This is a genomic window from Pseudonocardia adelaidensis (assembly GCF_039543345.1).
GTDB lineage: Bacteria > Actinomycetota > Actinomycetes > Mycobacteriales > Pseudonocardiaceae > Pseudonocardia > Pseudonocardia adelaidensis.
In genome coordinates, this window is record NZ_BAABJO010000044.1 from 63,792 (window position 1) to 77,784 (window position 13,993).

At 72.7% G+C, this 13,993-nt stretch carries 12 protein-coding genes and 1 pseudogene; 6 read left to right on the top strand and 7 right to left on the bottom strand.

Annotated features, from left to right (window positions below):
* Window positions 1-143 precede the first annotated feature (143 nt).
* Genes yjfF through ABEA81_RS37970 form a run of 4 tightly spaced genes read right to left on the bottom strand, consistent with a single transcriptional unit; the run spans window position 144 to window position 4,777 of the window.
* A complete protein-coding gene (yjfF, locus tag ABEA81_RS37955) occupies window positions 144-1,136 on the bottom strand; it encodes a galactofuranose ABC transporter, permease protein YjfF (RefSeq protein WP_345612173.1) in 993 nt (330 codons plus the stop codon).
* Window positions 1,133-2,218 (bottom strand): ABC transporter permease, encoded by a 1,086-nt coding sequence (locus ABEA81_RS37960; RefSeq protein WP_345612175.1) that lies wholly within the window; start codon window positions 2,216-2,218, stop codon window positions 1,133-1,135. Before ABEA81_RS37960 ends, yjfF begins: the two co-directional genes overlap by 4 nt.
* Window positions 2,211-3,707: a sugar ABC transporter ATP-binding protein gene (locus tag ABEA81_RS37965; protein WP_345612176.1), complete on the bottom strand. Its 1,497-nt coding sequence runs from the start codon at window positions 3,705-3,707 to the stop codon at window positions 2,211-2,213. Before ABEA81_RS37965 ends, ABEA81_RS37960 begins: the two co-directional genes overlap by 8 nt.
* Window positions 3,708-3,763: 56 nt before the next feature.
* Window positions 3,764-4,777 carry an ABC transporter substrate-binding protein gene (locus tag ABEA81_RS37970; RefSeq protein ID WP_345612177.1) on the bottom strand — a complete coding sequence of 338 codons (1,014 nt, stop codon included), beginning with the start codon at window positions 4,775-4,777 and terminating at the stop codon, window positions 3,764-3,766.
* A gap of 226 nt (window positions 4,778-5,003) precedes the next feature.
* Between ABEA81_RS37970 and ABEA81_RS37975 the strand changes: the two genes are divergently transcribed.
* The 3 genes from ABEA81_RS37975 to ABEA81_RS37985 are packed head-to-tail and all read left to right on the top strand — an operon-like array spanning window position 5,004 to window position 7,789.
* Window positions 5,004-5,252 carry a hypothetical protein gene (locus ABEA81_RS37975; protein WP_345612179.1) on the top strand — a complete coding sequence of 83 codons (249 nt, stop codon included), beginning with the start codon at window positions 5,004-5,006 and terminating at the stop codon, window positions 5,250-5,252.
* A 42-nt stretch (window positions 5,253-5,294) separates the two neighbouring features.
* Window positions 5,295-6,647 (top strand): glutamine synthetase family protein, encoded by a 1,353-nt coding sequence (locus tag ABEA81_RS37980; RefSeq protein WP_345612180.1) that lies wholly within the window; start codon window positions 5,295-5,297, stop codon window positions 6,645-6,647.
* A complete protein-coding gene (locus tag ABEA81_RS37985; protein ID WP_345612182.1) occupies window positions 6,635-7,789 on the top strand; it encodes an amidohydrolase family protein in 1,155 nt (384 codons plus the stop codon). Before ABEA81_RS37980 ends, ABEA81_RS37985 begins: the two co-directional genes overlap by 13 nt.
* Here the strand turns inward: ABEA81_RS37985 and ABEA81_RS37990 are convergent.
* Window positions 7,774-8,325, bottom strand: a complete 552-nt coding sequence (locus tag ABEA81_RS37990; RefSeq protein ID WP_345612184.1) for a TetR/AcrR family transcriptional regulator — start codon at window positions 8,323-8,325, stop codon at window positions 7,774-7,776. The two genes, ABEA81_RS37985 and ABEA81_RS37990, sit on opposite strands and share 16 nt — an antisense overlap.
* Window positions 8,326-8,386: 61 nt before the next feature.
* Here ABEA81_RS37990 and ABEA81_RS37995 point away from each other — a divergent pair, with 61 nt between their 5' ends.
* Complete coding sequence (locus ABEA81_RS37995; protein ID WP_345612186.1) at window positions 8,387-9,163, top strand: alpha/beta fold hydrolase; 777 nt, start codon at window positions 8,387-8,389, stop codon at window positions 9,161-9,163.
* Between the two features lie 3 nt (window positions 9,164-9,166).
* Here the strand turns inward: ABEA81_RS37995 and metH are convergent, their stop codons facing one another.
* Window positions 9,167-12,772 carry a methionine synthase gene (gene metH / locus ABEA81_RS38000; protein ID WP_345612188.1) on the bottom strand — a complete coding sequence of 1,202 codons (3,606 nt, stop codon included), beginning with the start codon at window positions 12,770-12,772 and terminating at the stop codon, window positions 9,167-9,169.
* Between the two features lie 173 nt (window positions 12,773-12,945).
* Between metH and ABEA81_RS38005 the strand changes: the two genes are divergently transcribed.
* Both ABEA81_RS38005 and ABEA81_RS38010 read left to right on the top strand, forming a co-directional pair.
* On the top strand, window positions 12,946-13,425 hold the full coding sequence (locus ABEA81_RS38005) for a class I SAM-dependent methyltransferase (RefSeq protein ID WP_345612190.1): 480 nt from the start codon (window positions 12,946-12,948) through the stop codon (window positions 13,423-13,425).
* On the top strand, window positions 13,422-13,670 hold the full coding sequence (locus ABEA81_RS38010) for a hypothetical protein (protein WP_345612192.1): 249 nt from the start codon (window positions 13,422-13,424) through the stop codon (window positions 13,668-13,670). Before ABEA81_RS38005 ends, ABEA81_RS38010 begins: the two co-directional genes overlap by 4 nt.
* Window positions 13,671-13,719: 49 nt before the next feature.
* Here the strand turns inward: ABEA81_RS38010 and ABEA81_RS38015 are convergent.
* A pseudogene (locus ABEA81_RS38015) lies at window positions 13,720-13,993 on the bottom strand (hypothetical protein); the annotation flags it as partial.

Here is a 13,993-nt window from a genome sequence, read left to right on the forward strand (position 1 = left end):
GCCGGCCAGCGCCACCGACCGTCACACACCAACATCCGCACTCGCACACCAACTGCAGTTCGTGTGTGAGCACCGAGGTCCGTGTGCGACACCCCCGCACGATGCGCGGCGCCACCGGAGGCCCACCGACGGCTCCCCGCCGGTCAGGCCGTCGCGCCCCGCCTCGCCAGCACCCGCTGCAGCACCACGAAGACCAGCAGCAGGAGCCCGATCACGATCCGGGACCACCACGAGCTGAGCGTGCCCTCGAACGACAGGATCGTCTGGATCGTGCCGAGCACCAGCACGCCGAGCACGGAGCCGAGCACGAAACCGGATCCGCCGGTGAGGAGCGTGCCCCCGATGACGACGGCGGCGATCGCGTCGAGCTCCATCCCCACGGCGTGCAGGCTGTAGCCGGAGAGCATGTAGAAGGTGAAGAGCAGCCCGGCGAGCGCGGAGCAGGCCCCGCTGATCACGTAGACGCCGACCCGGGCCTGCGCGACCCGAAGCCCCATCAGCATCGCCGACTGGGCGTTGCCGCCGACGGCGTAGACCGTGCGCCCGAACCGGGTCATGTGCAGCACGTAGACCGCCACCGCCACCACGACGAGGGCGACGAGGGCGCTCGGGCTCAGGAACAGGTCGTCGCCCAGCGGCACCGCGGTCTGCGCGATCGTGCGGAACAGCGGGTCGTCGATCGAGATGGACTCCAGGTCGATCACGTAGCACAGGCCCCTGGCGAGGAACATCCCGGCGAGCGTCACGATGAACGGCTGGATCTCCAGGTAGTGGATCACGGCGCCCATCGCGAGGCCGAAGACCGCCCCTCCGGCGAGCACCACGAACATCACGACCACGGGCGGCCAGCCGGCGCGCAGCAGCGCCGCCGCCACCATCGTGGACAGCGCGACGACCGACCCGACCGACAGGTCGATGCCCCCGGTGAGGATCACGAACGTCATCCCGACCGCGAGCACCACCAGGAACGCGTTGTCGATCAGCAGGTTGAGCAGCACCTGCCCGGACGCGAACGACTCGTAGCGCAGGCTCCCCCCGGCGAACATGAGCACGAAGAGCGCGAACGTGACCACGACCGGCAGGAACCGGGTGGGGAGGCGCCACCCGGCACGGGCGCGTTCGGCGAGGGCGGTCACCGGCCGCTCCCCGTGGTCTCGGTCGCGGTCGTGGTCTCGGTCGTGGTCTCGGCCGGCGCGGGCTCGACCGGCGCGGCGGGCGGTGCAGGCGGCGGCGCGGCGCCCCGGCGGCGGGCGAGCAGCGCCTGCACCTTCGGTGCCTGGGCCAGGAACACCAGGATCACGACGACCGCCTTGAACACGAGGGAGACCTCCGGCGGGATGCCGACCGAGTAGATCGTGGTGGTGAGCGTCTGGATGGTGAGGGCGCCGAGCAGGGTGCCGGCGATGGAGTACCGCCCGCCGGCGAGCGACGTGCCCCCGATGACGACGGCGAGGATCGCGTCGAGCTCGAGCCACAGGCCCGCGTTGTTGGCGTCGGCCGCGTGGACGTTCGCGCTGATCATCAGCCCGGCCACGGCGGCGCAGAGCGCGCAGAAGACGTAGACGGTCCACACCAGGCTGCGCGAGCGCACCCCGGCGAGCCGGCTGGCCTCCGGGTTGATGCCCACCGCCTCCACGAGCGTGCCCAGCGCGGTGCGCCGGGTCACGAGCGCGACCAGCGCGTACACCGCGGCGGCCACGACGACCGTCAGCGGCACGGTGAACAGGGCGCTCCCGCTGATGCCGGAGAAGAACGCGTTGTTGACGGTGACGATCTGCCCGTCGGTCACGAGCTGGGCGAGGCCGCGCCCCGCCGTCATCAGCACCAGCGTCGCGATGATCGGCTGGATCCCGAGGCGGGCGACGAGGAACCCGTTCCACGCCCCGAGCACCACCGCGAGCCCGAGCGCGAGCCCCATGCCGGCCAGCGCGGCGCCCGGGCCCGCCGGATCCGGGCTGCCGGCGATCCACGTGCAGGTGACCGCCCCCGAGATCGCGACGACGGCGCCGACCGACAGGTCGATCCCGCGCGTGGCGATCACCAGCGTCATGCCGAGCGCCGTGAGCGCCAGCGGGGCGCCGTTGTGCAGGATGTCGACGAGGCTGCCGTAGAGCCTGCCGTCCTGCACCCGCACGGCGAAGAAGCTCGGCGTCACGGCCAGGTTCAGCAGCAGCAGCGCGACGAGCGGCCAGATCGGCTTGCGCAGGAGCTCACGCACCGGCCTCACCCCCGGTGGCGATCAGTTCCATGACCCGGTCCAGGTCCACGTCCTCCCCCACGAGCTCCGCGACCGGCCTGCGGTCGCGCAGCACCAGGACCCGGTCGGACAGGCGGACGACCTCGTCGAGCTCCGCGGAGATGAACACGACGGCCGTGCCCTTCCGGGCCTGCTCGGCCACCAGGGCCTGGATCTGGGCCTTCGCGCCGACGTCGATGCCGCGCGTGGGCTCGTCGAGGACGAGCAGGCGCGGCTGCGTGATCAGCCACCGGGCCAGCAGCACCTTCTGCTGGTTGCCGCCCGAGAGGTTGCGCAGGAGCGCGTCCGGGTCGGCGGGCCGGATGTCGAGCAGCTCGATCCAGCGCCGGGCCAGCTCGTCCTGCCTGCGGCCGGGAATGCGGCGCATCCACCCCCGCGACGCCTGCATGGCGAGGACGACGTTGTCGCGCACCGTCAGGTCGCCCACCACACCCGCGGCCTTGCGGTCCTCGGGGCTGAACGCGATCCCGGCGTCGATCGCCGCACGCGGGTTGCGGATCCGGACCGCCCGGCCGTCCACCACGATCTCGCCGTGGTCGGCCCGGTCGGCGCCGAACAGCAGCCGGGCCAGCTCGGTGCGCCCGCTGCCGAGCAGCCCGGCGAGGCCGACGACCTCGCCGGGACGCACCACGAGGTCGACCGGCGCGATCGCACCCCGGCGCGCCAGCCCCGACGCGCGCAGGACCGGGGCCTGTTCCTCGTCGGCGGGCGCGGCCGGCGCGCGGTCGAGGCGTTCCAGCACCTCCAGCTCGCGCCCGACCATCGCGGACACCAGCTGCCTGCGCGAGATCTCCGCCGTGCGGTACTCGCCCACGCGCCGGCCGTTGCGCAGCACGGTCATCCGGTCGGAGATCGCGTAGACCTGCTCGATGAAGTGCGAGACGAACAGGATCGCCACGCCGTCGTCACGCAGCCGGCGCACCACCCGGAAGAGCTCCTCGACCTCGCTCGCGTCGAGGCTGGAGGTGGGCTCGTCGAGCACGAGCACCCGGGCGTCCACCTCGACGGCGCGCGCGATCGCCACCAGCTGCTGATGCGCGATCGGGTGCGCGCCGAGCGCCGAGGACGGGTCCAGGTCCAGGTGCAGCCTGCCCAGCACGTCGGTGGCGCGCCGCCGCGCGCCGCGCCAGTCGATGCGACCGGCGCGGCGCGGCTCCCGGCCCAGGAGGAGGTTCTCCGCCACCGAGAGGTTCGGGCAGAGGTTCACCTCCTGGTAGACCGTGCTGATCCCGGCGGCCTGGGCAGCGGCGGGCCCGCTGAACGACACCGGCTCGCCCTGCACCTGGATCTCGCCGGCGTCCACCGGGTGCACGCCGGTGAGGGCTTTGATCAGCGTCGACTTGCCGGCGCCGTTCTCGCCCATCAGCGCGTGCACCTCGCCCGGGTACAGCCGCAGGTCGACGGAGTCGAGGGCCTGCACCGGCCCGAACGCCACGGAGATGCCGGTCATCTCCACCAGCGGACGCCCCGCCACAGGTTGCCCCGCCACAGGTTGCAGGGCCTCCATCAGTACTTGCGCTCGGGCAGCGCGGCCTTGGCCGCCGCGGAGTCGAACGTCGTCTCCTCGGTGACGACGCGCGCCGGCACCTCCTCGCCCGCGGCCACCTTCTTGACCAGGTCCATCAGCTGCGGGCCGAGCAGCGGGTTGCACTCCACGATGAAGTTGATCTTTCCGTCGGCCAGCGCCTGCATGCCGTCCTTGACCGCGTCCACCGTGATGATCTTGATGTCCCGGCCGGGCACCTTGCCCGCCGCCTCGATCGCCTCGATCGCGCCGAGCCCCATGTCGTCGTTGTGGGCGTACAGGACGTCGATGTCCGGGTTCGCCTTCAGGAAGGCCTCCATCACCTGCCGGCCGCCCGAGCGCGTGAAGTCACCGGTCTGCGACGCGATGACCTTGTAGTTCGGGTTCTGGGCGATGACGTCCGCGAAGCCCTTCTGGCGGTCGATCGCCGGAGCCGAGCCCGTGGTGCCCTGCAGCTCCACGATGTTCACCGGGCCCGCCGAGGCGTCGACGTTCTTCAGGAGCCACTCCCCGGCCTTCTTGCCCTCCTCGATGAAGTCCGAGCCGAGGAAGGTCTTGTAGAGCGAGGTGTCGGCGGAGTCGACGGCTCGGTCGGTGAGGATCACCGGGATGTTGGCCCGCTTGGCCTCCATCAGAACGGTGTCCCACCCGGACTCCACCACCGGGCTGAACGCGATCACGTCCACCCGCTGCTGGATGAACGACCGGATCGCCTTGATCTGGTTCTCCTGCTTCTGCTGGGCGTCGGAGAACTTCAGCTCGATGCCCGAGGCCGCCGCCGCGTCCTGCACCGACTTGGTGTTCGCCGTGCGCCACCCGCTCTCGGCACCGACCTGGGCGAAGCCCAGCGTGAGCGTGTCCCCACCTGCTGGGGGCGCGGACCCGCCGCCACCCCCACCCCCGCACGCGGCGAGCACCAGCGCGGCCGCCGCGGTGATCGCGAGGGCCGCGATCCGCACGGGCGTGGCCCGCTTCCCGAGCGTGGGCAACGTCATCGCCGCCAACGTCGTCGTTGTGCGCACAGCGCCTCCCAGGCGTCATCGAGTGGTGGGAGCGCTGACTGTGTGATGCGCGTCCCATCCGGCGGAAACTGTGAGCGCTAACACGTCCCGGCGTCAAGAGCGGCCCTCGTCAAGAGCCGATAACGTTCCGCGCTCCTCGCCGCCCGCCGTCACGGACCGTGGCGAACGGCCGCCCGCGGTAATCCGGTTGAATGAACGGGTGCGTCACAACGGCACTGGTGACGGCCCGCTCCCCGGACGCGGCGACGGGTGGCCCCTGTCGCCCGACGACCCGTCCGGTGATACCGACGACCTCGCACCCGGCGACGTCTGGGAGTCCGAGGGGCCTGGCAGCGCCGCGGCCGCCGCCCGCGGCTGCCTGTGCCCGATGCTGCCCAACGACCCCCGCGCCGGTCTCGGGGTCCTCATCGCACCCGACTGCCCGGTCCACCGCTCGCGGTTGGAGTGATCCGCTCCTACGCGCCTCCGGGGGGTTGTAGCGTGCGCTCCCGTGACCACCTACCCGATGCCGGTCCTCGCCGCCGAGGAGCTGGCCACAGCGGCGGCCCGCCTCGAGGACGCAGAGGTCCGGCTGCTCTGCGGCTCCGTGGTCGACCCGGCCGGTGTGATCAGGGCGAAACACGTGCCGGCCCGCCGGGTGGGCGCGTTCCACGCGGGCGGCATGGGCGCATCGCCGAGCTGGAACGTGTTCTGCGTCGACAACGCGATCGCGTTCACCCCGCGGTTCGGGGTGGTCGGCGACCTGCGGCTGCGCACCGACCTCGCCGCGCTCCGCCTGCTCGGCGACGGGGTCGCCTGGGCGCCCGCGGAGATGTTCGACCAGGACGGGACCCCCGCCCCGGTCTGCACCAGGGGTCTCCTGCGCCGGACGGTGGCCGGCCTCGCGGAGCGGGGCCTCGGCGCGCAGGTCGGGTGCGAGCTGGAAATGGTGCTCACTCCGCGTAGCGGTGCGAGCTGGAACGCCTACGGGCTGGGCGCCCTGCTGGACATCGAGCCGTTCGTGCTCGACCTCCTCGCCGCCGCCGACCGCGCCGGCCTCCCCGTCGAGCAGATCCACGCCGAGTACGGCGACAGCCAGCTCGAGTTCTCGATCGCCCCCACCGACCCGCTCACGGCCGCCGACCACGTCGTGCTGGCCCGCCTGCTCGCCTGCCGCGTGGCCCGCCGGCACGACGTCGCCGTGTCGTTCTCGCCGCTGCCGTTCGCGGGCGGCAGCGGGAACGGGGCGCACCAGCACCTCTCGCTCACCCAGGACGGCCGGCCGCTGCTCTCGGGCGGCCGCGGACCGCACGGGCTGACCGACGACGGCGCTGCCGTGGTGGGCGGGATCGTCGCCGGGCTCCCGCAGCTCACCGCGGTGTTCGCGGGGTCGGTGCTGTCGCCGCACCGGCTCCAGCCGGGGCACTGGTCCGGGGCGTTCGCCTGCTGGGGGTGGGAGAACCGGGAGGCGGCGGTCCGGCTCTGCACGGCGACGCCCGGCAACCCGCACGGCGCGAGCGTCGAGCTCAAGTGCATCGACCCGTCCGCCAACCCGTACCTGGCCACCGCGGCGTTCCTCGGGCTCGCACTCGAGGGCCTCGCAGGCGGTGCGCCGCTGCCGCCCGAGGTCACAGTCGCCCCGGCCGAGCTCACGCCCGAGGAGGCCGCCCGCACCGCCGCCGTGCGCCTCCCCGACCTGGCCTCCGCGCTGGGCCTGCTCGAGACATCCGATCTCGCCCGCCTCCTGCTCGGGGAGGAGCTCCTCGAGGCGCTCGTCGCCGTTCGGCGCCACGAGCTCGACACCTACGGCGGGGAGGACGTCGAGGTCGTGGCCGAGAAGCTGCGCTACGCGTGGTCCGCGTGATGCGCTCCGACCTCGCCGAGCACGTCGCGCACCTGCGGCTCGTCGACCACCACGTGCACGGTGCGTTCACGGTCGACCTCGACCGGGCGGAGTTCGAGACCCACCTCAACGAGGGCTCGCCCGGCCCCGTCCCGGACTGGATGACGCAGTTCGACTCGCAGCTCGGGTTCGCGATCCGGCGTTTCGGCGCTCCCGTGCTCGACCTCCCGGCGCACGCGCCCGCCGACGAGTACTTGGCCCGCCGCACCGAGCTCGGCGGCCGCGCGGTCACCGAGCGGTTCCTGCGGGCCGCGGGCGTGTCGGAGTGGCTGGTCGACACCGGGTACGCGGCCGACTCGATCCTCGACGTCGACGGGATGGCCGCCGCGTCGGACGGCCGCGCCCACCCCGTCGTCCGGCTGGAGTCGCTCGCCGAGGAGCTCGCCGCCGAAGGGGTGGCGGGCCAGGACTACGCCGACGAGTTCGGGGCCCGGCTGGAACACGCGACGCGCGACGCCGTGGGCGTCAAGTCGATCCTCGCCTACCGCGCGGGCTTCGACATCGACCTCTCGCCGCCCGCGCCGCACGCGGTGGCCGACGCGTCCCGGCGCTGGGTGGACGGCATCGAGCACGCACCCGGCGGGCCCCGGCTCGTGGACCCGGTGCTCATGCGCCACGGCCTGCACGCCGCGGTGCAGCTCGGCCTGCCGATCCAGATCCACACCGGATTCGGCGACCGCGACCTGGACCTGCACCGCGCCAACCCGATCCACCTGCTGGACTTCCTGCGGACGCCCGACGTGGCGCGGGTGCCGATCGTGCTCCTGCACTGCTACCCCTACCACCGCGAGGCCGGCTACCTCGCGCAGGCGTTCGAGAACGTCCACTTCGACGTCGGGCTCGCGATCAACCACGTCGGGGTGCGCAGCACGCAGGTGGTGGCGGAGTCCCTCGAGCTGGCGCCGTTCGCCAAGCAGCTGTACTCCTCCGACGCGTGGGGCCCACCCGAGCTGCACCACCTCGGCGCCGTGCTGTGGCGGCGGGCGATGACGTCGGTGGTCGGCCGCTGGGTGGAGGACGGCGACTGGGCGGCCGACGACGCGCTGCGGGTGGTCGACATGATCGGGCGGGCCAACGCGCTGCGTGTCTACGGGCTCGGTTGAACCCCCAGCGCCGCGCAGGCCGCGTCGAGCACGGCGGCCCGCAGCTCCCCGACGGGCCGGTGCGCGAACATCGCGATGCAGTCGCCCATACCGCCGATCGCGACCATCGCCCTGGCCTGGGCGCCGAGGGGCGGATCGGGCCCGGCGAGCAGGGCGGTGAGGCGGCGACGCCAGGCCAGCACGCGCGGCGCGAGGTCGAGCTCGGCCAGTGCCGCCGGGTCGCGGAACACGACCGTGGTGATCGCCCGGTGCATCACCGCCACGTCGAAGTAGCGCGCGAGCAGCGCACGCGCGTCGCCGTCCCCGCGCGCCTCGTCCTCGGCGAGCAGCATCTCGACGTCGTCGACCACCGGCTGCACGAGGCTGTGCAGGAGCTCGGCGCGTGACCCGAAGTGGTAGTACAGCGCGGGCTTCGTGATCCCGAGCCGCTCGGCGATCGCCCGCAGGCTCGTCTGCTGCACCCCGCGCACGGCGAACAGCTCGAGGGCGGCGGCCTGGATCCGCTCCCGCGTACCGCCCGGTCGCGTGCTCGACACCCCGCCTCCTCCATGAGTCGCGGCCCCAGCTTGCCACGAGAACGGCTGAGAAGATCGCCTCGTGACGCACGCAGTGACCCCCGACGGCACCCGCATCGCCGTCCAGCTCTCCGGTGCCGGCGCCCCGCTCCTCATGCTCAGCGGCCAGGCGAGCTCGCACCGGTGGTGGACGCGGGTGCGACCGGACTTCGACGCCTACCGCCGCGTCGTCACCCTGGACTACCGCGGCACCGGCGACAGCGACGCGCCGCCCGGGCCCTACACCACGCGGGGCTTCGCGGAGGACGCGGTCGCCGTGCTGGACCACCTCGGCATCGAACGCGCGGACGTCTACGGCACCTCGATGGGTGGGCGGGTGGCGCAGTGGATCGCCGTGACGCACCCGCACCGGGTGCGGCGGCTCGTCCTCGGCTGCACCTCCCCCGGCGGCGCGCACGCCGTCGAACGCTCCCCCGCGGTGCGCAAGGCGCTCGCCGCCCCCGACCCCGCAGCCGCCCGGAGCGCCCTGCTCGACCTCATGTACTCCCCCGAGTGGCTCGCCCACCACCCCGAGCCCTACTGGACCCTCGGCGACCCCACCATGTCCCGGCACGCCCGCCACCAGCACCTGCTCGCGAGCAACGGGCACGACGCGTGGGACGCGCTCCCCCGGATCACGGCGCCCACGCTCGTCCTGCACGGCGACCGGGACGAGCTCAACCCCACGGCCAACGCACCGCTCCTCGCCGACCGGATCCCCGGCGCCCGGTTGCACCTGATCGCCGGCGCCCGGCACGCCTACTTCGAGGAGTACCGCGACGTCGCCGGGCCTGCGGTGCGGGAGTTCCTGGAGGAGTAGTCCTCAGTCCAGGTTCGGCCGCAGCCAGTCCTCGACCTCCGACTGCGGGAGCATGCGGCGCTCGGCGTAGTCGCGCAGCTGGTCGGCCCCGATCCGCCCGACGGTGAAGTAGCGCGAGTCCGGGTGGGCGAAGATCAGCCCGCTGACGCTGGCGGCGGGCATCATCGCGTACGAGGAGGTCAGGCCGATGCCGGCCCGCTCGGCGCCGAGCAGCTCGAACAGCTCCTTCTTGAGGCTGTGGTCGGGGCTCGCCGGGTAGCCGAGCGCGGGGCGGATGCCGCGGAACCGCTCGGCGTGCAGGTCCGCCATCGCCGGCTCCGCGTCCGGCTCGAACCAGGCCCGGCGGGCCTCCAGGTGCACCTGCTCCGCGAACGCCTCGGCCAGCCGGTCGGCGAGCGCCTTTACCATGATCGCCCGGTAGTCGTCGTGCTCGGCCTCGAACCGGGCGGCGAGCTGGTCGGCGCCGTGCACGGAGACCGCGAAGCCGCCGAGGTGGTCCCCGGCAGGCGCGACGTAGTCGGCGAGGCAGCGGTTGGCCCGGCCCCGCGGCTTCTGGGTCTGCTGGCGCAGCATCGGGAAGCGCACCTCGCCGGGGGCGGCAACGACGATGTCGTCGCCCTCCGCGTGCGCAGGCCAGAAGCCGTAGACGCCCCTGGCCTGCAGCGACCCGTCCGCGATGATCTCGTCGAGGAGCCGGTTGCCGTCGTCGAAGAGCTCGCGGGCCTCGGGCTTGTCGAGGATCGCCGGGTACTTGCCCTTCAGCTCCCATGCGAGGAAGAGGAACTGCCAGTCGACGTACTCCCGCAGCTCCTCGAGCGACGGGGTGACCGTGCGGACGCCGGTGAACGCGGGCACCGGCAGACCGTCGAACCCCACCTGCTCCCGGTTGGCCCGCGCCTGCCCGATCGTGAGCATCGGCCGCTGCTGCCGGGACGCGTGCTGCACGCGCAGGCGCTCCTGCTCGGCCCGGTTGTCGGCGTCGAGCCGCTCGGCGCGCTCCGGGTCCAGCAGCTGCGACACCACACCCGTGACCCGCGACGCGTCGAGGACGTGCACGGTGCTGGAGTCGTACGCCGGCGCGATCCGCACGGCGGTGTGCTGCCGGGACGTGGTGGCGCCGCCGATGAGCAGCGGGAGCTTGAGCCCGCGCCGCTGCATCTCCTGCGCCACGCCGACCATCTCGTCCAGCGACGGCGTGATCAGCCCGGACAGGCCCACGACGTCGGCGCCCTCGGCCACCGCGGTGTCGAGGACGACGCTCGCCGGCACCATCACGCCGAGGTCGATCACCTCGTAGTTGTTGCAGGCGAGAACGACGCCGACGATGTTCTTGCCGATGTCGTGCACGTCGCCCTTGACCGTGGCGAGCACGACCTTGCCCTGCCCGCGTTCGCGCTCGGTGCGCCCCTCGAGCCGGGCCTGCTCCTTCTCCGCCTCCATGAACGGCTCCAGGTAGGCGACGGCGCGCTTCATCACCCGCGCGCTCTTCACCACCTGCGGGAGGAACATCTTGCCGGAGCCGAAGAGGTCACCGACGATCTTCATCCCGTCCATCAGCGGGCCCTCGATGACGTCGAGCGGCCGGGCGAGCTGCGTGCGCGCCTCCTCGGTGTCGGCCTCGACGAAGTCGACGATGCCGTGCACGAGCGCGTGCGAGAGCCGCTGCTCGACCGGGGCGTCGCGCCACGACAGGTCCACCTCGCGCTTCGTGCCGGACCCGGTGACGGTGCCCGCGAAGGTGACGAGGCGGTCGGTGGCGTCCTCGCGCCGGTCGAACAGCACGTCCTCGACCAGCTCCAGCAGGTCGGCCGGGATGTCCTCGTACACCGCGAGCTGGCCCGCGTTGACGATGCCCATGTCCAGGCCGGCCCGCACCGCGTGGAACAGGAACGCGGAGTGGATCGCCTCGCGCACCACGTTGTTGCCGCGGAACGCGAACGACAGGTTCGAGATCCCGCCGGACGTGCGCGCCCCCGGGCACCGGTCCTTGATCAGCGGCAGCGCGTCGAGGAACGCCTTGGCGTACCCGTTGTGCTCGGCCATCCCGGTGGCCACCGCGAGCACGTTGGGGTCGAAGACGATGTCCTCGGGCGGGAAGCCGACCTCCCGGGTGAGCAGGTCGTAGGCCCGCGCGCAGATCTCGACCTTGCGTTCGACGGTGTCGGCCTGGCCCTTCTCGTCGAACGCCATGACGACCACGCCCGCGCCGTAGGAGCGGACGCGCCGGGCGTGGTCGAGGAAGACCTCCTCGCCCTCCTTCATGCTGATCGAGTTGACGATCCCCTTGCCCTGCACGCACTTGAGGCCCGCCTCGAGCACGCTCCACCGGGAGCTGTCGATCATGATGGGCACCCGGGCCACCTCGGGCTCGGTGGCGATCAGGTTGAGGAACGTGGTCATCTCCCGCTCGCTCTCGAGCAGGTCCGCGTCCATGTTGACGTCGATCAGGTTGGCGCCGCCACGCACCTGCTCCATGGCCACCTCGACGGCGGCCTGGTGGTCGCCCGCCTCGATCAGCCTGCGGAACTTCGCGGACCCCGTGACGTTGGTGCGCTCACCGATCATCAGGAACCCGGTGTCGGGCCCGATGGTGAGCGGCTCCAGTCCGCTGAACCGCGCCGCATCGGGCGGGTCCGCCACCGTGCGCGGCTCCACCCCGGCGACGGTGGACGCCAGCCGCGTGATGTGCTCGGGTGTGGTGCCGCAGCACCCGCCCACGATGTTGACCATCCCGGCCCCCGCGAACTCCCCGAGCAGGCCCGCGGTCTCGTCGGGACTCTGGTCGTAGCCCCCGAACGCGTTGGGCAGGCCGGCGTTGGGATGGCAGGCGACGTACGTGTCGGCGAATCTCGCGAGCTCCGCGACGTGCGGGCGCATCTCCGCGGCGCCGAGCGAGCAGTTGACCCCGACGACGAGCGGGGAGGCGTGCCGGACCGAGTTCCAGAACGCCTCGACGGTCTGCCCGGAGAGTGTGCGGCCCGAGAGGTCGACGATCGTGACCGAGATCCACAGCGGCAGGTGCGGCGCCACGTCGCGGGCCGCCGCGATCGCGGCCTTCGCGTTGAGCGTGTCGAAGATCGTCTCGACGAGCAGCAGGTCCACCCCGCCCTCCGCGAGCCCGGCGATCTGCTCGGCGTAGGCGGCGCGGACCTGGTCGAAACCCACCGCGCGGTAGGCCGGGTCGTTGACGTCCGGCGACAGCGAGAGCGTGACGTTGAGCGGGCCGATCGAGCCGGCCACGAACCTCCCGCCCGCCTCGTCGGCGGCCTGGCGGGCCAGCTGCGCGCCGCGGACGTTCATCTCGCGCACCGCGGCCTGCATCCCGTAGTCGGCCTGGCCGATCGAAGTGGCCGTGAACGTGTTCGTGGTGGTGATGTCCGCGCCGGCCGCGAAGTAGCGGCGATGACCCTCCAGCACGACGTCGGGGCGGGTGAGGTTGAGCAGGTCGGGGTCACCGGTGACGTCGTGCGGGTGGTCGGCGAACCGCTCGCCGCGGTAGTCGGCCGGGGTGAGGTGCATGCCCTGCAGCAGCGTGCCCCAGGCGCCGTCGAGTACGGCGATCCGCTCGTTCAGGAGCTGGACCAGCTCCTCCGTGCGACGGTCCGACATGTGTGCGCGCCCCCTCCGTTGACCGGAGGCGCCCTTGCTGCACGTCGTGCGGGCCGAGCGTGGCGGACTCACCGTCCGTTGCAGCGCCTCTCGACCCGTGCCCCGACAGCTTACCGCGTGCCACAACCACGCCTTAAGCTGCGAACAACAATCATGTTCATATGGAGGGCGGCGTGGGCGACTACCAGGAGTACGCGGCGTCGGCCGAGTACCTGCACCTGCTCAGCGGACCGGCGTGGCCTGCGCTGCGGCCCCGGCTGTCCGCTGCACTCTCCGGAGTGACCGCGAATGCCGGACCCGTGCTGGAACTCGGCGCCGGCACGGGCCTGGGCACCGATGTCCTGCTCGACACGCTCGGCAACGAGGTGCTCGCGGTCGAACCGTCCGCGGCGCTGCGCGGCGTGCTGCTCGCCAGGCTCGTGGACGGCGAGCGAGCCGGGCGCGTCACCGTGTTCCCGGGTGGCGCCACCGAGGTGCCGCTGCCGGACCGGATCGCCGCCGTCGTCGGGATGCACATGGTGGGCCACCTCGCCCCACCCGAGCGGAAGCGCCTGTGGGCGGCGGTGCGCAACGGCTCGCGCCCGGCGCGCCCGTGGTGCTCAACGTGCAGCCCCCGGCCGCGGCCGAGCCGGTGCCGGAGTTCCCGTGGATGAGCGCCACCGTCGGCGGGCCGGCCTACGAGGGCACCGGCAGCGCGGAGCCCACCGGCCCCGACTCGGTGCGCTGGCGGATGCGCTACCGCACCCGCCGCGGCGACGGCACCGTGCTCGCCGAGACGAGCGCCGACTACACCTGGTGGATCGTCACCGCCGAGGGCCTCGCCGCCGAGCTGATGGCCGCCGGAATCGACACGGCTGTGGACGAGGACCTGGTCATCGGGATGAATCCACGGTCATGAAGCAGCCATCCGCCTGCTCATGACCGGAACCAAGGTCACCGGCCCTGACTCAGAAGGGCGGGGGCTCGTCTTCGTCGTCGGGGATGGTCCTGCCGTCCCAGAGGGCGGTGGTGCGGCGGCCGCGCTGGATGCGTTCCAGTCGTGCGGCGAGGTCTTTCGGCAGGCTGTTGCGGGTGGTGGTCTTGTCGGGTGGCAGTTCGTCGTCGGTGCGGTAGTCGTGGGGGTGGCTGTGGTAGCGGTGCCCGGTGGGGGTGATCCATTGGATGCGTCCGTCGGGTAGTGCGCGCACGGCCCAGCCGGGGGCGTGTTTCATGCGGTGTTCG

Coding starts and splice junctions, on each gene's coding strand:
- ABEA81_RS37965 (WP_345612176.1), bottom strand. CDS start 3,707: ATGACCGGCATCTCCGTGGCGTTCGGGCCGGTGCAGGCCCTCGACTCC.
- ABEA81_RS37970 (WP_345612177.1), bottom strand. CDS start 4,777: ATGACGTTGCCCACGCTCGGGAAGCGGGCCACGCCCGTGCGGATCGCG.
- metH (WP_345612188.1), bottom strand. CDS start 12,772: ATGTCGGACCGTCGCACGGAGGAGCTGGTCCAGCTCCTGAACGAGCGG.
- ABEA81_RS38010 (WP_345612192.1), top strand. CDS start 13,422: ATGAGCGCCACCGTCGGCGGGCCGGCCTACGAGGGCACCGGCAGCGCG.